This window comes from Pseudomonas sp. Marseille-QA0332, assembly GCF_054950175.1.
This window is the reverse complement of record NZ_CM143106.1, coordinates 3,022,614-3,040,461: the sequence shown is the minus strand read 5'-3', so window position 1 is coordinate 3,040,461 and position 17,848 is coordinate 3,022,614. Positions and strand designations below refer to the sequence as shown.

Below are 17,848 nucleotides of genomic sequence, written 5' to 3'. Positions count from 1 at the left end.
GGCGCCCGACAGGCTAGAGCATCAGCTTGACCACCGACTCGGACGGGTCACGCGAACGGCCGGCCTTGTGCAGCTCGTCGAGGTATTCGCTCCACAACTGATCCTGGCGCAGGCACAGCTGCTCGAGGTACTCCCAGGTGAACAAGCCGCTGTCATGTCCATCATCGAAGGTCAGCTTCAATGCATACTGGCCAGCCGGCTCCAGCCCTGTCAGGCCGACCCCCAGCTTGCCGTATTGCAGGACCGGATTGCCATGGCCCTGGACCTCGGCGGACGGAGAATGCACCCGAAGGAATTCCGCAGGCAGATGATAGACCTCGTCCGGAGCATAGGTCAGGCTCAAGGTCTTGGTGGCTTTGTGCAGGTTGATCGCGGTGGGCAATCTCGGCATGACGGGCTCCTCGGCTTAAAGGTCCAGCCTCAAGCTGCAAGCTTCAAGCGGCAAGCTGGTCGAGCTGATCCATGCATCGAGCATTGGCTCGAAGTGAGTGAGGAGTGTGCGACAGCAAGCCGCAAGCCGCAAGCTTCAAGCTGGCCGAGGTGGCTCGTGCATCGAGCACCGGTTCGCATCAGTCTGAGTGTGGACAGCCAGCGCAAGCGCCCGACTTGCTCCTCAAGCGACAAGCCGACACAGGTCGGCTTGTCCCTTGCAGCTAATCAGAGAATGTAGCGAGACAGGTCTTCGTTCTGTGCCAGTTCGCCCAGGTGGCTGTTGACGTATTCGGCGTCGATGCGGATCGGCGCTTCGTCATGGGCGCTGGCCAGGTCGCCAGCACTGAACGATACCTCTTCGAGCAGGCGCTCGAGCAAGGTGTGCAGGCGACGGGCACCGATGTTCTCGGTCTTTTCGTTGACCTGATAGGCGATTTCGGCCAGGCGCTTGATGCCTTCGGCGGCGAACTCGATGTGCAAGCCTTCGGTCTTGAGCAGTTCGCGGTACTGCTCGGTCAACGAAGCATGTGGCTCCTGGAGGATCCGTTCGAAATCCTGCGGAGTCAGGGCCTTGAGCTCGACGCGGATCGGCAGGCGGCCTTGCAGCTCGGGCACCAGATCGCTGGGCTTGCTCAAGTGGAAGGCGCCGGAAGCGATGAAGAGAATATGGTCGGTCTTGACCATGCCCAGCTTGGTGTTGACCGTGCAGCCTTCGATCAGCGGCAGCAGGTCGCGCTGGACACCCTCGCGGGAAACGTCGGCGCCGCCCACATTGCCGCGCTTGGCGACCTTGTCGATTTCATCGATGAACACGATGCCGTGCTGCTCGACCGCCTCGAGCGCCTTGGCCTTGAGTTCGTCCTCGTTGACCAGGCGGCTGGCCTCCTCGTCGCGGACCATCTTCAGCGCTTCCTTGACCTTGAGCTTGCGCGTCTTGCGCTTGCCCTTGCCCATGTTGGCGAAGAGGCTCTGCAACTGGTTGGTCATCTCTTCCATGCCAGGTGGCGCGGCGATTTCGACGCCTACCGCGTCGGCGACATCGATTTCGATCTCCTTGTCGTCCAGTTGCCCTTCACGCAGGCGCTTGCGGAACAGCTGGCGGGTATTGGAGTCGCTGCTGGTGCTCGCGGCTTCCTCGGCGAAGTTGGTGACCCGCGCCTGGGGCAGCAAGGCATCGAGAATCCGGTCCTCGGCCGCATCCTCGGCGCGATGGCGCACCCGGATGATTTCCTGCTCGCGCAGCATCTTCAGCGCGGCATCGGCCAGGTCGCGGATGATCGATTCGACATCGCGACCCACATAGCCGACTTCGGTGAACTTGGTCGCCTCGACCTTGAGGAAGGGGGCATTGGCCAGCTTGGCCAGACGCCGGGCGATCTCGGTTTTGCCGACACCGGTGGGGCCGATCATCAGGATGTTCTTGGGGGTGACTTCGCTACGCAGCTCGACCGGCAGCTGCATGCGCCGCCAACGATTGCGCAGGGCGATGGCCACGGCGCGCTTGGCGTCGTCCTGGCCGATGATATGGCGATTGAGTTCGTGGACGATCTCGCGGGGGGTCATGGACATGATGTGTCTGGTCCTGAAACAGGGTGAGTCAGCGTGGAAAAGCCCGGCCGCCAGGGCCGGGCGCCAGAACAGCTGATCACTCGGCCAGGTCCTGCTCCTCGATGGTCAGGTTGTGGTTGGTGAACACGCAGATGTCACCGGCGATGCTCAAGGCGGTTTCGGCGATCTCTCGAGCCGAAAGGTCGGTCTTGTTCAGCAACGCGCGGGCCGCGGCCTGGGCGAAGGCGCCACCGGAACCCATGGCGATCAGCCCGTCCTCGGGCTCGACCACATCGCCATTGCCGGTAATGATCAGCGAGGCGTCCTTGTTGGCGACCGCCAGCATGGCTTCCAGGCGGCTCAGGGAACGGTCGGTACGCCAGTCCTTGGCCAGCTCCACGGCGGCGCGGACCAAATGGCCCTGGTGTTTCTCCAGCTGACCTTCGAATCGCTCGAACAGCGTGAAGGCATCGGCGGTGGCACCAGCGAAGCCGGCGATGACCTGGCCGTGGTACAGGCGACGGACTTTCTTGGCGTTGCCTTTCATTACGGTATTGCCGAGGGAAACCTGGCCGTCGCCACCCATGACGACTTTGCCGTGGCGGCGAACTGAAACGATGGTAGTCAAGGGGGAGTCTCCACGCAGCGGGGCGAAAATGCCTGATGCAGACTCATATGGGGGAGGGGGGCGGGCTTTTCAAGCCGCAAGCCGCAGGCCGCAGGCGACAAGCTGATCGTGTCGATCTTGCCAAGGACGCTGGTCTGGCAGACGGAGTCGCTTGCAAAGGCGACTCGGTCTGCTTTGGCTTGCAAGCTGCGCCCCTCAGCCCGGTTCGTGACAGATCCGCCCGTCGACCAGGGTGTAGCGTACGGCACCGGGCAGGCAGTGGCCGATGAACGGACAATTCTGGCCCTTGGAATACCAATGCTCGCCGGCCAGGGTCGAGGCGCCTGGGTCGAACAGCACCAGGTCGGCGGCCCCGCCGACCTTGAGTTCACCGACCGGTAGGCGCATGGCCTGGGCCGGGCCGCTGCTCAGGCGAGCCAGTAGCGTCGGCAGGTCGAGCAGGCCATCCTCGACCAGGGTCATGGCCAGCGGCAACAGCAGTTCGACACTGCTGATACCCGGTTCGGTGGCGCCGAAGGGGGCCAGCTTGGCGTCGCGCTCGTGCGGCTGGTGATGGCTGGAAATGGCCTGGATCACCCCGGACTTCACCGCTTCGCGCAGACCGTCGCGGTCGGCTGCGGTTCGCAGTGGCGGCTGGACGTGGTACAGGCTGGAAAAATCACGCAGGGCTTCGTCGGTCAGGATCAGCTGGTAAAGCGCGACGTCGGCGGTCACTGGCAGGCCCATGGCCTGCGCCTGGGCAATCAGACGAGCGCCACGGGCGCTGGTGATCTGCGTGAAGTGCGCCCTGGCGCCGGTCTGTTCGACCAGCAGCAGGTTGCGGGCCAGCGCCACGGTCTCGGCGGTCTCGGGGATGCCGGGCAGGCCGAGGAAGCTGGCCATGGGGCCTTCGTGGGCCAGGCCGCCTTGGGCCAGGTCACGATCCTGGGAGTGGAATACCACGGTCAGGTCGAAGGTGGCTGCATATTCGAGCGCGCGCGCCAAGGTACGGTTGTTGGCCACGCCAGCCAGCCCGTTGCCGAAGGCCACGCAGCCGGTATCGCGCAAGGCGACCAGTTCGGCCAGTTGTTCGCCCTCCAGTCCCTTGGTCAAGGCGCCGATCGGGAACACCTTGCTGTTGCCGGCGTCGCGCGCCTTGTCCAGGATCAGCTCGGTGACCGCCGAGGTATCCAGCACCGGACGGGTCTGCGGTGGGCAGCACAGGCTGGTGACGCCACCGGCCACGGCGGCGCGGGTTTCGCTGGCGATGTTGCCCTTGCGGCTGTAGCCAGGCTCGCGCAGGGCAACGCCAAGGTCGACCAGGCCGGGCGCGGCGACCAGGCCGGCGGCCTGGATCGTGCGGCTGGCCTGGAAGCCAGCAGGCGCGGCGCCGAAGGCGATCAGCCTGCCCTCGGCCAGGTGCAGGTCGCTGACCTGGTCGAGACCGCTGTTGGGATCGATGACCCGTGCACCGAGAATGCTGATGCTCACAGGGCGTTCTCCTGATCGATTTGACGTTGTGCGTTCTGTCCGCTCATGGCCATGGACAACACGGCCATGCGCACGGCGATGCCATAGGTGACCTGGTTGAGGATCACCGACTGGGCGCCGTCGGCGACCGCCGACTCGATCTCCACGCCCCGGTTGATCGGCCCCGGATGCATGACGATGGCGTCCGGCTTGGCGCCGGCCAGACGCGCGGTGGTCAAGCCGAACAGGCGATAGAATTCGCCCTCGCTAGGCAGCAGGCCGCCTGCCATGCGTTCGCGCTGCAGGCGCAGCATGATCACCACGTCCACGTCCCTGAGGCCTTCGCAAAGGTCCGTGTAGACCTTCACGCCGTATTGCTCGATGCCGACCGGCAGCAGCGTCTTCGGGCCGATCACCCGGATGTCCGGACAGCCCAGGGTCTTGAGGGCCAGCATGTTGGAGCGGGCTACCCGCGAATGCAGGATGTCGCCGACGATCGCCACGGACAGGTTCTCGAAACCGCCCTTATGGCGACGGATCGTCAGCATGTCGAGCATGCCCTGGGTCGGATGCGCATGGCGGCCATCACCGCCATTGATCACCGCGACCTCGGGGCAGACGTGCTCGGCGATGAAATGCGCGGCCCCGGAGTCGGAATGGCGTACGACGAACATGTCGGCGGCCATGGCCTCGAGGTTGCGCAGGGTGTCGAAGAGCGTCTCGCCCTTGCTGGTCGAGGAGGTCGATACGTTCAAGGTGAGCACGTCGGCCGACAGCCGCTGGGCGGCCAGCTCGAAGGTGGTACGGGTGCGCGTGGAGTTTTCGAAGAACACGTTGCAGACGGTCTTGCCGCGCAGCAAGGGGACTTTCTTGACCGCGCGGGCGCCGACTTCGAGGAACGAGTCGGCTGTGTCGAGGATTTCGGTGAGTAGCTCACGGGGCAGGCCGTCAAGCGAAAGGAAATGGCGCAGCTGGCCCTGGTCATTGAGCTGCAGCGGGCGCTTGGCGTCGGTTGGCGTCATCGCGGGGGGACTCTCAAAGGGCTGGTGCGCAAGCAAGGTTCTGGCGCTCGAGAACGAGCGGTGCGGGTCCGGACAATTTTACCCGTTCGTTGGCCGCCAATGACAGCGTGGCGCCAAGCACGTTGGGGCGGATCGGCAGTTCGCCTGCGTCCAGGTCGAGCAGGCAGACCAGGGTCACGCTTGCCGGACGCCCGTAGTCGAACAGTTCGTTGAGGGCAGCGCGGATGGTCCGCCCACTCATCAGCACATCGTCCACCAGCACCAGGTGCTGGCCTTCGACCTCGAACGGCAGCTCCGAAGGACGGACCTGCGGGTGCAGGCCGTTCTGGCTGAAGTCGTCCCGATAGAACGACACGTCCAAGGTACCCAGCGGGCTGCTGTCATGCATCTGCGCCTGCAGTGCCTGGGCCACCCAGACGCCACCGGTGCGAATACCGATGAAGCGCGGGGCGCTGATGGAACGGCGCGCCAGGTGCGCGCGCAGGTCGACGGCCATCTGCCGAATCAGCTCGGCGGGGTTGGGTAGGCTCATGCTTGCTCCTCAAGAAACCAGGGTATACCCGGCCTGGACCGGGTGGTCAGGTCACGTCCCGGCGTTGGCCTCCAGCCAGCCTTGCAGGAGCAGGGCGGCGGCCAGGGCGTCGACCGGGTTGTCACGGTAGCTGCCGCGCTGGCCACCCTGGGCCAGGCGCTGGCCCTTGGCCTCGAATGTGGTCAGGCGCTCGTCATGGGTATGCACGGGCAGGTTGAAGCGCCCGTGCAGGCGACGGGCGAACCTTTCGGCCCGGGCACTCATCTCGCTGGGGGTGCCGTCCATGTTCAGGGGCAGGCCAACCACCAGGGCATCGGGTTGCCATTCCTTGACAAGCTTTTCCACCTGCGACCAATCCGGCACGCCATTCTGCGCCTTCAGCGTACAGAGTTCACGGGCCTGGCCGGTGATGACCTGGCCAACGGCCACGCCGATCTGCTTGCTGCCATAGTCGAAGCCCAGCAACAGACGCACTTCAGCCATCAGGCGTGCCCCGCCTGGCTGGTCAGCAGGCTGAGGTTGATACCCAGGCTGGCCGCGGCCGCCTCCAGGCGCAGTTCGCTGGCGGTGTCGAAGAGAATGCGCGGGTCGAACGGGCAAGTGAGCCAGGCGTTGTCGGCGACTTCGGCCTCGAGCTGGCCAGCTTCCCAGCCGGCATAGCCGAGCGTGATCAGGCTCTGGCGCGGGCCCACGCCATCGGCGATGGCGAACAGCACATCCTGGGAGGTCGACAACGACAGCCCCTGCAGCTCGATGGTCGCCTGGTAGCTGATATCGTCGCTGTGCAAGACGAAGCCACGCTCGATCTGCACCGGTCCCCCCATGTAGACCGGGACCTGCACACTGCTCGGCGTCGGTTCCTGGTCCGGTCGCAGCTGTTCGAGGATGTCCGCCAGGCTGATGTCCTGTGGACGATTGACGATCAGCCCCATGGCACCATTGGCATTGTGCTCGAGGACATAGGTCAGGGTCTGGGCAAAGTTCGGATCGCTCATGTGCGGCATGGCGATCAGGAACTGATGCTTGAGGTAGCTGGGGGCGAAGGTTTTCATGGTTGATAGTGTGGCTTCAGGGGGCTTCAGCTGCAAGCTACAAGCTGATCTTGTCGATCTTGCCAATGACGCAGGTTTGGGAGATGAAGTCGCTTGCCAGGCGACTCGGTCCGCTTCGACTTGCAGCTCAGTTGCTGGACAGACGGTCGCCGCGGGCGAAGCGCCAGGTGCGGATGATCTCGAGCCGGTCGAACTCGGCCAGGTCTCCCGTGAACGGGGCGAACGGCGCGGCCAGGCGGACGATGCGCTGAGCGGCCTGGTCGAGGATCGCACTGCCGGAGGACTCCAGTACCAGCACCTCGTACAACGACCCGTCGCGGTTGATCGATACCATCATTCGCAGGCTGCCATAGATCTGCTGACGGCGCGCTTCGTCGGGGTAGTTGAGGTTACCTATCCGTTCGACCTTCTTGCGCCACTCCTCCTTGTACCAGGCGCCCTTGTCGCGCATGGTCGAGGCCGCATTGAGGCGGTGGATACGCGGGCGCTTGGCGTACAGCTGCCGCTCCTGGGACAGCTCGGCCTCGAGGCTGGCGATCTCGCTGGACAACTGTGAACTGTCGAACTTCGGCACGTTGGTCGTGGGCTTGGGCTGCGGTTTGCTTTCCCGAGGACGGGTCACCAGCTTTTCCGGCTTGGCCGCCCTGGTGGTCACGGCAGCCTTCTGCGGCTTCGGCGGTACCCGTACTTCAGGCTTGGCAGCCGGGGGCGGAGTGACCTTGTTGATCTTGCTGTCCTGGAATGGCGCTACCTCGGTGGTGCTGGGCAGCGCCTTCTTCTCCAGCGTGCCACTGCCCTGCTGGTTTTCCTGGGCCTGGTAATCGGCTTTTTCCGGAGCCTTTTCGCTCTTGAACGTGGCCAGGGTGATTTCCATTGAACGACGGATTTCCTTGGGTTCGGCGAACGAGAAACCCAGCCCGAGGATCAGCGCCAAGTGTACGAGGGCAGCCAGGAACAAGGTAAAGCCCAGTCGATCCACCGGGCGCACGCGCGATGGAAGCAGGTCGGAGGGGATGTCGGCAGGCAACGTCATCGAATATCCAGCAAACCGCAAGGCGGGGCGCCATCCGGGCAGGGCGGGCGCGCAGGTCGGGAACGAACTGCATGATACCTCACTCTGCACGGTGGCTTCGCGTCGGTTGTCAGCGGGCCTTGAGCTGGCGATCGATGGCGTCCATCAGGCGGGCGCCAATGCGGGTGTCGTAGGCGGCGTCGATCTCGCGGATGCAGGTCGGGCTGGTGACGTTGATCTCGGTCAGGTAGTCGCCGATGACGTCCAGGCCGACGAACAACAGGCCTTTCTCGCGCAGTGTCGGGCCGACCTGCGCCGCGATCCAGCGGTCTCGCTCGCTCAGCGGGCGCGCCTCGCCACGCCCCCCGGCGGCCAGGTTGCCGCGGGTTTCGCCGCTTGCCGGAATGCGCGCCAGACAGTAGGGCACCGGTTCGCCATCGATCATCAGGATGCGCTTGTCGCCATCGACGATCGCCGGCAGGTAGGCCTGCGCCATGATCTGCTGCTGACCATGTCGGGTGAGGGTCTCGAGGATCACCGACAGGTTGGGGTCACCCGGGCGATGACGGAACACCGAAGCGCCGCCCATGCCGTCGAGCGGCTTGAGGATCACGTCGCCATGGGTGCTGGCGAACTCGCGCAGGACATCGGCACGGCGGCTGACCAGGGTTGGCGCCATGCATTCGGGGAAGCGCGTGGCGAACAGCTTTTCGTTGCAGTCGCGCAGGCTCTGCGGCCGGTTGACCACCAGCACGCCTTCGGCTTCGGCCTGCTCCAGCAGGTAGGTGCTGTAGACGAACTCCATGTCGAACGGCGGATCCTTGCGCATCAGGATCACGTCCAGCTCGCTCAGCGCCGCATCCTGTTCCTCGCCCAGTTCGAACCAGCGTGCCGGATCGGCGAACACCTTCAGCGGACGCATCTGCGCACGGGCCTGGCCAGCCCCCAGGTAGAGGTCGCGCTGTTCCATGTAGAACAACGTCCAACCGCGCTCCTGCGCGGCCAGCAGCATGGCCAGCGAACTGTCCTTCTTGTAGGAGATGCCCGCGATGGGGTCCATGACAATCCCGAGGCGAACGCTCATGGGTGATTCCTCATTGGCGGCGATTGGCCGCGCTACTCGATTGAAAGTCGTTCAGGGTGGCGCCGGGCGCGCGGATGGTCAAGAGGCGCACGGATGGAATGCCCATCCGGACTGTGCTACAAAGGCCGGCATTGGCTTCGAGCTTCGAGCGGCAAGCCACAGGCTGATCGTGTCGATCTTGCCAATGACGCTGGTCTGGAAGATGGAGCCGCTTGCAAAGGCAATTCGGTCTGCTTCGACTTGCAGCTTGCAGCTCAAAGCCCCGCGACGGTGACGCAACCATGGAACGACCCCTGAAGGTGATGGTGATCGACGATTCTCGCACCATCCGCCGTACCGCCCAGCTGCTGCTCGGCGAGGCGGGCTGCGAGGTGATCACCGCCAGCGATGGTTTCGAGGCCTTGGCCAAGATCGTCGACCACAAGCCGGCGCTCATCTTCGTCGACGTCCTCATGCCCCGCCTCGATGGCTACCAGACCTGTGCCATCATCAAGCACAATACCGCTTTCAAGGACATCCCGGTGATCCTGCTGTCGTCGCGCGACGGGGTGTTCGACAAGGCGCGGGGACGGGTAGTCGGGTCCGATCGATTCCTGACCAAGCCTTTCAGCAAGGACGAACTGCTCGATGCGATCAGGGCCCATGTGCCTGGGTTCGCCGGGCAGGCACAACACGCACCGTGATGTCGCACGCGTTGCGCATCGATAGCCTTCCATGGGGACGCAGCATGGCTCGAGTTCTGATCGTCGACGACTCGCCGACGGAAATGTACAAAATGACCCAGATGCTGGAACAGCATGGTCACAGCGTCCTGAAGGCCGACAATGGTGCCGACGGGGTCGCTCTGGCCCGCCAGGAGAAACCCGATGCCGTGCTGATGGATATCGTCATGCCTGGCATGAACGGTTTCCAGGCCACTCGCCAGTTGAGCAAGGATGCCGAGACCAGTGCCATCCCGGTGATCATCGTCACCACCAAGGATCAGGCCACCGACAAGGTCTGGGGGCAGCGCCAGGGCGCGCGCAGCTATCTGGTCAAGCCAGTCGACGAGCAGACCCTGATCCAGGCGCTCGATGGTGTGCTCAAGACTTGATCATGCAGTCATCCGGGGGGACGCCGACCGCCTTCGAACTGCTGCTGGACATCGATCGGCGTTGCCGGCTGCTGACTGCCGACCAGCCGTCATCGGAGCGCCGGGTCGAACAGTGGAGCGGCATCGGTTTTCGCCTTGCCGGGCAATGGTTCGTCGCGCCCATGGGCGAGGTCGCCGAAGTGCTCAACGAGCCACGCAGCACCCGGGTGCCCGGCGTGCAGCCCTGGGTCCGGGGCGTGGCCAACCTGCGCGGGCGGTTGCTACCGGTGATGGACCTGGCTGGTTTCTTCGGCGTGGGGCCGGTGTTGCCAGGCAAGCAGCGTCGGGTGCTGGTGCTGGACCACGAAGCCATTTTCGCCGGCCTGCTGGTCGATGAGGTGCTGGGGCTGCAGCATTTTCCCCCCGCCAGCCTGCAACCTGTGCCACCACAACCTTTGATCCCGGCCGCTGCCCCGTTCGTCCGTGGACATTTCGCGACGCAGCGCAACTGGGCGATCTTCAGCCCTTATGCCTTGGCCCAGGCGCCCGGCTTCCTGGACGTGGCGCTGTAGAGGACTTCGATTCGTGAGCACGCCTGTGACCCCCGCCGTTTCCAGCCGATCGCGCAGCAGTGCGCAGATCACCGTGCTGTTCGTGGTGCTGATCCTGTCGATCATCCTGCTGTTCGCCAATTTCGCCTATCTCAATACCCAGTCCGGCTATGACAAGCAGTACATCGGTCATGCCGGCGAGCTGCGCGTACTGTCCCAACGCATTGCCAAGAACGCCACCGAGGCGGCAGCCGGCAAGTCATTGGCGTTCAAGCTGCTCAGCGATGCGCGCAATGATTTCGAGAGGCGCTGGAGCTACCTCAAGGATGGCGATGCGACCACTGGTCTGCCGGCGGCACCGGCAGCGGTCCGCGACGAAATGGCCGCGGTACGGCAGGATTGGGAAAACCTGCGAAGCAACACCGATACCATCCTGGCCAGCGAGCAGACCGTGCTCTCCCTGCACCAGGTGGCCGCGACCCTGGCCGAAACCGTGCCACAGCTGCAGGTCGAGTACGAGAAGGTGGTCGAGATCCTCCTGCAAAGTGGCGCGCCAGCCAGCCAGGTGGCCGTGGCCCAGCGCCAGTTGCTGCTGGCCGAGCGTATCCTCGGCTCGGTCAACACGGTGCTGGCCGGTGACGACAGCGCCGCCCAGGCGGCCGACGCGTTCGGCCGCGATGCCAGCCGCTTCGGGCAGGTGCTCGATGGCATGCTGACCGGCAACCCGGCGATCCAGGTTACCCGAGTGGCCGATGCCGATGCGCGAGCGCGACTGGCCGAAATTGCCGAACTGTTCCAGTTCGTCGCCGGTTCGGTCGATGAAATCCTGGAGACTTCGCCGGAGCTGTTTCGCGTCCGCGAGGCGGCAGGCAGCATCTTCAGCCTGTCGCAGACCTTGCTCGACGAAGCCTCGCACCTGGCCAACGGTTTCGAGAACCTGGTGGCCAGCCGCACCCTCGACACCGTCGGTGGCTATGCGCTAGGGCTGCTGGCGCTGGCCTCGATCATCCTGATCGGCCTGATCATGGTGCGTACCACCCATCGCCAGCTGCGTGAGACCGCCGAGAAGAACGAGCGCAACCAGCAAGCGATCATGCGCCTGCTGGATGAAATCGAGGAGCTGGCCGCCGGCGACCTGACCGTGACCGTATCGGTGACCGAGGACTTCACCGGCGCCATCGCCGATTCGATCAACTATTCGGTCGACCAGCTGCGGGACCTGGTGACCACGATCAACCATAGCGCCGAGCAGGTCGCCAGCGCGGTGCAGGACACCCAGACCACTGCGCGCCAATTGGCCAAGGCTTCCGAACAGCAGGCCGAGCAGATCAGCGAAGCGTCGGTGGCGGTCGGTGACATGGTCGAATCGATCGACCGGGTCTCCGCCCATGCCTACGAGTCGGCCAAGGTGGCCGAGCGCTCGGTGGAGATCGCCAACAAAGGCAACGAGGTGGTGCACAACACCATCCAGGGCATGGCCAACATCCGCGAACAGATCCAGGATACGGCCAAGCGGATCAAGCGGCTCGGCGAGTCTTCACAGGAAATCGGCGATATCGTCAGCCTGATCGACGACATCGCCGACCAGACCAACATCCTGGCGCTCAATGCGGCCATCCAGGCGTCGCTGGCCGGGGAGGCCGGCCGTGGTTTCGCCGTAGTCGCCGACGAAGTGCAGCGCCTGGCCGAACGCTCGTCCTCGGCCACCCGGCAGATCGAGGCGCTGGTCAGGGCCATCCAGGCCGATACCAACGAGGCGGTGATCTCCATGGAGCAGACGACCGCCGAGGTGGTGCGCGGTGCGCGGCTTGCGCAGGACGCGGGGGTGGCGCTGGCGGAGATCGAAGGGGTATCGCAGACGCTGGCCGAACTGATTCACAACATTTCCGACGCGGCCCAGCTGCAGACGTCCTCGGCTGGGCAGATTTCCCATACCATGGCGGTGATCCAGCAAATCACTGCGCAGACCTCGGCAGGTTCGGGGGCTACCGCCGACAGCATTCGCCATCTGGCGCGGATGGCCAGCGAGATGCGTCGGTCGGTTTCCGGCTTCACCTTGCCCGCCCCGACCGCGCACCGCCGAGCATGAGCCGATGAACCGCACAGCTGCAACGCCCGAGCGTCACTCCATGGTCGCCCTGGCCTGGACCAGGGCAGCGATCGACGAGTGCCTGGCCGATGCCCGGCAGGCCCTGGAGCGCTTTGCCAGCGAGCCTGGCGAAGCCACGGCACTGACTGTGTTCGTCGACAACCTGCATCAGGTCCAAGGCTGCCTGCGCATGCTCGAGCTGCGCGGCGCGGCGCGCCTGGCCGAGGAACTCGAGCTGCTTGGGCGGGCCTTGGCCGATGGCCATGGAGCCCGCGGCGAATGCCTGGGCGCGCTGTGGCGCGGCATCGCCCAGTTGCCGGTCTATCTGGAGCGCCTGCGCAGCGCACGCCATGACCTGCCGCTGGTGGTGCTGCCCCTGCTCAACCAGTTGCGCGGTTGTCGAGGGGCCGAACCGCTTGACCAGGACAGCTTGCAAGCGGGTGCCGACGCCGGCTCGCGGCCGACCGATGCCGACCTGGTCTATGCCGATTGGCCCGAGCAGCTGCACGAAGATGGCCACGGACGTGATGCCTTGCGCTCCGTGGTGATGGCTCTTTGCGATGACCTGGTGCGGATCCGGGAGCGGCTCGACCAGGCCGCGCGTGGCGAATGTCGTCAGGAGCAGCTCGACACCTTGCTGGCACCTTTGCGTCAGGTCGCCGATACCCTGGCCGTCCTAGGGTTCCGGCAGCCCCGGCGGGTCATCCTGGACCAGGTCCTGGCCTTGCAGGGCTTGTCGCGCGAAGCGCAGCCGATGAACGCTGCGCTGCTCATGGACATGGCCGGCGCCCTGTCGTATGTCGAAGCTAGCCTGAACGGCATGGTCGGCCCGCTGGAAGACCCGGGGCAGGCGTCGCTGTCCGCAACGGACCTGGCCGAGATTCGCCAGGTGGTCCTGGAGCAAGCGCTGGCGGTACTGCGCCAGGCCAAGGACCTGATCGGCGACTGTATCGAGTCGGGATGGTCGCGCCAGCGCCTGCAAGCCCTGCCGGGCCTGTTCCAGCAGATGCGCGGCGCGCTGCAGATGCTCATGCTGCCCCGCTCTGGCGACCTTGCCAGCGGCTGCGCGGGTTACCTCGAAAGCTGGCTGCGCCAGCCGGAGCGGGATCCGTCGAGCGATGAGCTCGATGCCTTGGCGCGGGCGTTGAGTGCCATGGAGTGCGATCTGCAATGGCGCATCGCCGATCCGCAGGCCGATACCGAGCCGTTCCAGGAGCAGGCTCGGGCCAGCTTGCGCTCGCTTGGAGTGCAGTGCCCCAGCCCCACCGAGGACAGTCTGCCCACGCCGGCTGAGCCTGGCGTGGATGATGAACTGCGTCGCGTGTTTCTCGAAGAGGCTCGCCAATTGCTTGAGCAGCTCGAGCGGCACTGGCTGCGCTGGTGTGCCGACAATAGCCAGCGCAGTGCCCTCGAAGCGCTGCGCCGTGTATTGCACACCCTCAAGGGCAGCGGTCGGATGGCTCATGCCCAGGTCGTTGCGGAACTGGCCTGGGGCGCCGAGCATCTGCTCAACCGGGTGCTGGAGGACCGCGCGAGTCTGGATGCACAGGCTCAGGTGATGTTGCAGCAGGCGCTTGCGCGCCTGCCAGTCCTGCTTGGGGACTTCGCCGATGGCCGGTTGCCGGCGCTTGCCGAAGTCGAGCGGCTGGCCGAGCACCTGCATGGACTGGCGAACCGCGACACAGCGTCTCACGCCGAAGCCGGCGGCCCCGACCTGAGGTTGCTGGAGATCTTTCGTGGCGAGGCGCAAGGACACCTGACCGTGCTCGAGCAGTTCCTGGAGGCTGCAGGTGGCCAGGCGACGCCGGTCAGCGACGAATTGCAGCGTGCCTTGCATACCCTCAAGGGCAGCGCTGCCATGGCTGGCGTATTGCCGATCGCCGAACTGGCGACTGCGCTCGATCGCCTGGCTCGCGAATACAAGGCGCACCAGTTGCCGCTCGAGACCGGCGACCTGCAGCGGCTCGGCGCGGCGAGCGCGCTGCTGCGCGGCGCAGTGGCGCAGTTGGGCAGGCCCTTGGCGGTCATCGCCGGTGCGAACGTCCTGATCGAAGCGCTTGGCGCGGCGGTCGATGCCCGTCTGCTGGCCTTGGCCGATGAGGATGGCCAGGCGCGGCGCACCCGGCGCGATCCACAGCTGATCGCCGGTTTCCTGGCCCAAGGCATGGATATCCTGCTCGATGCCGAGTCGCTGCTGTCGCGCTGGCAGGAGCATCCGCGCGAACGGCAGGAACTGGACGCCTTGCTCGCCGAGCTGACTTCGCTCGGTCATGCCGCGCACCTTGCCGAGCTCTGGCAGATCGACGACGTCTGCGAAGCCTTGCTCGACCTGTACGGTGCCGTGGAAGAAGGCAGCCTGGCGGTCGATGCTGGCTTCTTCAGGCAGGCGCAGCAGGCCCACGAAGCCCTTATCGACATGCTCGACGAACTGGCCGCCGGACAGCGGGTCACGTCCCGGCCCCAGGTCGTGTCGGCGCTGCGCGGCCTGCTTGGCGAAGCGCTTGCACCGTCTTCGCTCGGTGTGCTCAGCCAGCGAGACGGGGTCGTCGATCTCGACGAGGCGCTCAGGCCCGAGCAGAGCACGCCGCCCAGACCAGCCGAGTCGGATCGGCTGGCCGCCTGCGAAGGCGTCCGAGGCGACAAGGAACTGCTGGAAGTCTTCCTCGATGAAAGCTCCGACCTCGTCGAAAACGCCAGCGAGTCGCTCGTTCGCTGGCAGGCCGAGCCACGCAACACGGTGGAGGTCGAGAACCTGCTGCGCGACCTGCATACCCTCAAGGGCAACGCGCGCATGGTGCAGGTCGGCGCCATCGGCGACCTGGCCCACGAACTGGAGTTTCTCTACGAGCTGCTGGCTGCTGGCCACCTGCCCCCCGGCCCGGCACTGTTCGGGCTGCTGCAGAACTGCCACGATCGCCTCGCGCACATGCTCGATGCCATTCGGCTCGGCCAGCCCTTGCATGCGGCGACAGCGCTGATCGACTACATCCGCAATTTCAGCAGCGCTACCCTGACCGACAGTGCCGCCGGCCAAGGCAAGCCCGAGGCAGACCTGTCCGAAGCCGTCGTGGCGGCGCCCGACCGGTCCGCCGGGGACATGGTGAAGGTAGCGGCGGAACTGCTCGATGACCTTGGCAACCTGGCCAGCGAACATTCCATCATCCGTGGGCGCGTGGAGCAGCATGTCAACGATGCCCAGTTCGCCCTGAGCGAGATGGAAACCACCCTCGAGCGCATGCGTGACCAGCTGCTGCGCCTGGATACCGAGACCCAGGGCCGCAGCTTCGGGCGCCAGCCAGCCGAAGGCGATGACTACGACGACTTCGATCCGCTGGAGATGGACCGGCATTCCCAGTTGCAACAGCTGTCGCGGGCGCTGTTCGAATCGGCGTCGGACCTGCTCGAGCTCAAGGAAACGCTCTGCCAGAAAAGCCGCGAAGCCCAGGCATTGCTGCAGCAACAGGCCCGGGTCAACGGCCGCCTGCAGGAGGGGCTGCTAGGCACCCGCATGGTGCCTTTCGAGCGACTGGTTCCGCGCCTGCAGCGGGTTGTCCGGCAAGTGGCCAGCGAACTGGGCAAACAGGTGGAACTGATGGTGGAGAACGCCGAGGGTGAACTTGACCGCAGCGTGCTCGAACGCATGGTGGCGCCGCTAGAGCACATGCTGCGCAATGCGGTGGATCACGGCCTGGAAACCCGCGAGGCGCGACTGGCCGCGGGCAAGCCCGAGCACGGCACCATCCTGCTCAACCTGCTCCACGAAGGCTCGGACATCGTCATCGAAATGAGCGACGACGGCGCCGGCGTGCCGTTGGAAGCGGTGCGTCGCAAGGCGATCAAGCGCGGCCTGCTCGACCCCGGGGCGCAACTGAGCGATCACGAGGTCATGCAGTTCATCCTGCGGCCGGGCTTTTCCACTGCCGAGAAGATCACCCAGATTTCCGGGCGCGGATTGGGCATGGATGTGGTGCACGAAGAGGTCAAGCAGCTGGGTGGTTCCATGAGCATCGCCTCGAGCGCCGGCAAGGGCGCCAGGTTTTCCATCCGCCTGCCCTTGGCTGTCTCGGTCAACCGGGCCCTGATGGTCAACCTGGGCGAGGAGCAGTACGCCGTTGCGCTCGACAGCATCGAAGGCATCGTCCGCGTGCCGCCGACCGAGCTGCAGCTGTGCTACCAGCAAGACCCGCCTCGCTATCGCTATGCCGGGCGAGAATACCAGCTGTATTACCTCGGTGACCTGCTGCAAGGCAGCAGCCAGCCACAGCTGCTGGGGCAGAGCGTGCCACTGCCGGTACTGCTGGTCGAATCCAGCCAGCGATCCTTCGCCATCCAGGTGGACAGCCTTTCGCCGAGCCGCGAGATCGTGGTCAAGAGCCTGGGGCCGCAGCTGGCCGCCGTGCCTGGCCTGGCAGGCGCCACCTTGCTTGGCGATGGGCGAGTCGTGCTGATCCTCGATCTGCTTGGGCAATTGCGCGGACGACAAAGAAGCCTGGCCCGTCCACCGATCGCCCCACGCCAAGGGTTCGGGCCCACGCCCCGGCCATTGCTGGTCATGGTGGTGGACGATTCGGTGACCGTGCGCAAGGTCACCGGGCGGTTGCTGGAGCGCCATGGCATGAATGTCATTACCGCCAAGGACGGTGTCGATGCCATGGGCCTGCTCGAGGAGCATCGGCCGGATCTGCTGTTGCTGGATATCGAAATGCCGCGCATGGATGGCTTCGAGGTGGCCATGCGAATGCGTGCCGACGAACGCTTCAAGAACGTGCCGATCATCATGATCACTTCGCGCACGGGACAGAAGCACCGCGACCGGGCCATGGCGATCGGGGTCAACGACTACCTGGGCAAGCCGTACCAGGAATCGCTCCTGCTCCAGAGCATCGCCCGCTGGAGTGAACGTCATGCTTGAACACATCGCCGGCCAGCGCAGCATCCTCACCGGCCTGCTCCTGCCCCTGGCCGACCGTACCTTGGTCCTGCCGAATGTCGCGATTGCCGAACTGGTCGGCCAGCCAGCCAGCATCCCCGAAGCCGGCCAGGCCCAGTGGCACCTCGGCTGGCTCGACTGGCGCCAGCGCCGCCTGCCGCTGATCGGCTTCGAAGCCGCCTGTGGCGGCCACACCCCCTGGGGCGAGCGGTCCCGTATCGTCGTGCTCAACGCCCTGGGCGACACCGGCCTGCGCTACCTCGCGCTGCTGCTGCAGGGCATGCCGCGTTCGTGCAAGCTCGACAGCCAGCTCAGCTACGTGGACGTGCCGCTGGCCGACCTGGAGCTTGCCGCCGTGCAAGTGGGCGACCAGGTCGCCCGTGTACCGGACCTGGTCGGCCTGGAGCGGCTCGTGCGCAACCGGTAGCCGCAAGCCAAGGCAGCCCG

Annotated in this window: 16 protein-coding genes; 6 read left to right on the top strand and 10 right to left on the bottom strand. The window is 65.4% G+C overall.

Going from position 1 to position 17,848, the window contains the following annotated elements; all coding sequences use genetic code 11:
• Positions 1–13 precede the first annotated feature (13 nt).
• The 10 genes from ACY8GK_RS14095 to gshB form a co-directional block, all read right to left on the bottom strand.
• Complete coding sequence (locus ACY8GK_RS14095) at positions 14–391, bottom strand: gamma-butyrobetaine hydroxylase family protein (protein ID WP_196175804.1); 378 nt, start codon at positions 389–391, stop codon at positions 14–16.
• A 266-nt stretch (positions 392–657) separates the two neighbouring features.
• The gene (gene hslU / locus ACY8GK_RS14090) at positions 658–2,001 is read right to left on the bottom strand and encodes an ATP-dependent protease ATPase subunit HslU (RefSeq protein ID WP_196175806.1); all 1,344 of its coding nucleotides are present in this window, start codon (positions 1,999–2,001) and stop codon (positions 658–660) included.
• Positions 2,002–2,077: 76 nt separating this feature from the next.
• On the bottom strand, positions 2,078–2,608 hold the full coding sequence (gene hslV, locus ACY8GK_RS14085) for an ATP-dependent protease subunit HslV (protein ID WP_462401477.1): 531 nt from the start codon (positions 2,606–2,608) through the stop codon (positions 2,078–2,080).
• Positions 2,609–2,803: 195 nt separating this feature from the next.
• Positions 2,804–4,078: a dihydroorotase gene (locus ACY8GK_RS14080; protein ID WP_196175810.1), complete on the bottom strand. Its 1,275-nt coding sequence runs from the start codon at positions 4,076–4,078 to the stop codon at positions 2,804–2,806.
• Positions 4,075–5,079, bottom strand: coding sequence for an aspartate carbamoyltransferase catalytic subunit (locus tag ACY8GK_RS14075; RefSeq protein WP_196175812.1), 1,005 nt, complete (start codon positions 5,077–5,079; stop codon positions 4,075–4,077). The genes ACY8GK_RS14080 and ACY8GK_RS14075 overlap by 4 nt, the downstream gene beginning before the upstream one ends.
• Positions 5,080–5,092: 13 nt before the next feature.
• Positions 5,093–5,611, bottom strand: a complete 519-nt coding sequence (gene pyrR / locus ACY8GK_RS14070; protein WP_196175814.1) for a bifunctional pyr operon transcriptional regulator/uracil phosphoribosyltransferase PyrR — start codon at positions 5,609–5,611, stop codon at positions 5,093–5,095.
• A gap of 51 nt (positions 5,612–5,662) precedes the next feature.
• Positions 5,663–6,094 (bottom strand): Holliday junction resolvase RuvX, encoded by a 432-nt coding sequence (ruvX, locus tag ACY8GK_RS14065; protein WP_196175816.1) that lies wholly within the window; start codon positions 6,092–6,094, stop codon positions 5,663–5,665.
• Positions 6,094–6,663, bottom strand: coding sequence for a YqgE/AlgH family protein (locus tag ACY8GK_RS14060; RefSeq protein WP_196175819.1), 570 nt, complete (start codon positions 6,661–6,663; stop codon positions 6,094–6,096). The genes ruvX and ACY8GK_RS14060 overlap by 1 nt, the downstream gene beginning before the upstream one ends.
• 127 nt (positions 6,664–6,790) lie before the next feature.
• Positions 6,791–7,696: an energy transducer TonB gene (locus ACY8GK_RS14055; protein ID WP_196175821.1), complete on the bottom strand. Its 906-nt coding sequence runs from the start codon at positions 7,694–7,696 to the stop codon at positions 6,791–6,793.
• 109 nt (positions 7,697–7,805) lie between these two features.
• A complete protein-coding gene (gene gshB, locus ACY8GK_RS14050; protein ID WP_196175823.1) occupies positions 7,806–8,759 on the bottom strand; it encodes a glutathione synthase in 954 nt (317 codons plus the stop codon).
• A gap of 281 nt (positions 8,760–9,040) precedes the next feature.
• Here gshB and ACY8GK_RS14045 point away from each other — a divergent pair, with 281 nt between their 5' ends.
• The 6 genes from ACY8GK_RS14045 to ACY8GK_RS14020 are packed head-to-tail and all read left to right on the top strand — an operon-like array spanning position 9,041 to position 17,828.
• Entirely contained in the window at positions 9,041–9,442 is a 402-nt protein-coding gene (locus ACY8GK_RS14045; RefSeq protein WP_196175824.1) for a response regulator, read from the top strand.
• A 44-nt stretch (positions 9,443–9,486) separates the two neighbouring features.
• Positions 9,487–9,852 (top strand): twitching motility response regulator PilH, encoded by a 366-nt coding sequence (gene pilH, locus ACY8GK_RS14040; RefSeq protein ID WP_196175826.1) that lies wholly within the window; start codon positions 9,487–9,489, stop codon positions 9,850–9,852.
• A 2-nt stretch (positions 9,853–9,854) separates the two neighbouring features.
• Positions 9,855–10,403 (top strand): chemotaxis protein CheW, encoded by a 549-nt coding sequence (locus ACY8GK_RS14035; RefSeq protein ID WP_196175828.1) that lies wholly within the window; start codon positions 9,855–9,857, stop codon positions 10,401–10,403.
• A 13-nt stretch (positions 10,404–10,416) separates the two neighbouring features.
• Positions 10,417–12,471, top strand: a complete 2,055-nt coding sequence (locus ACY8GK_RS14030; protein ID WP_462401476.1) for a methyl-accepting chemotaxis protein — start codon at positions 10,417–10,419, stop codon at positions 12,469–12,471.
• Positions 12,472–12,475: 4 nt separating this feature from the next.
• Positions 12,476–17,383, top strand: a complete 4,908-nt coding sequence (locus ACY8GK_RS14025; protein ID WP_462401475.1) for an Hpt domain-containing protein — start codon at positions 12,476–12,478, stop codon at positions 17,381–17,383.
• A complete protein-coding gene (locus ACY8GK_RS14020) occupies positions 17,376–17,828 on the top strand; it encodes a chemotaxis protein CheW (RefSeq protein ID WP_196175835.1) in 453 nt (150 codons plus the stop codon). The genes ACY8GK_RS14025 and ACY8GK_RS14020 overlap by 8 nt, the downstream gene beginning before the upstream one ends.
• Positions 17,829–17,848 lie beyond the last annotated feature (20 nt).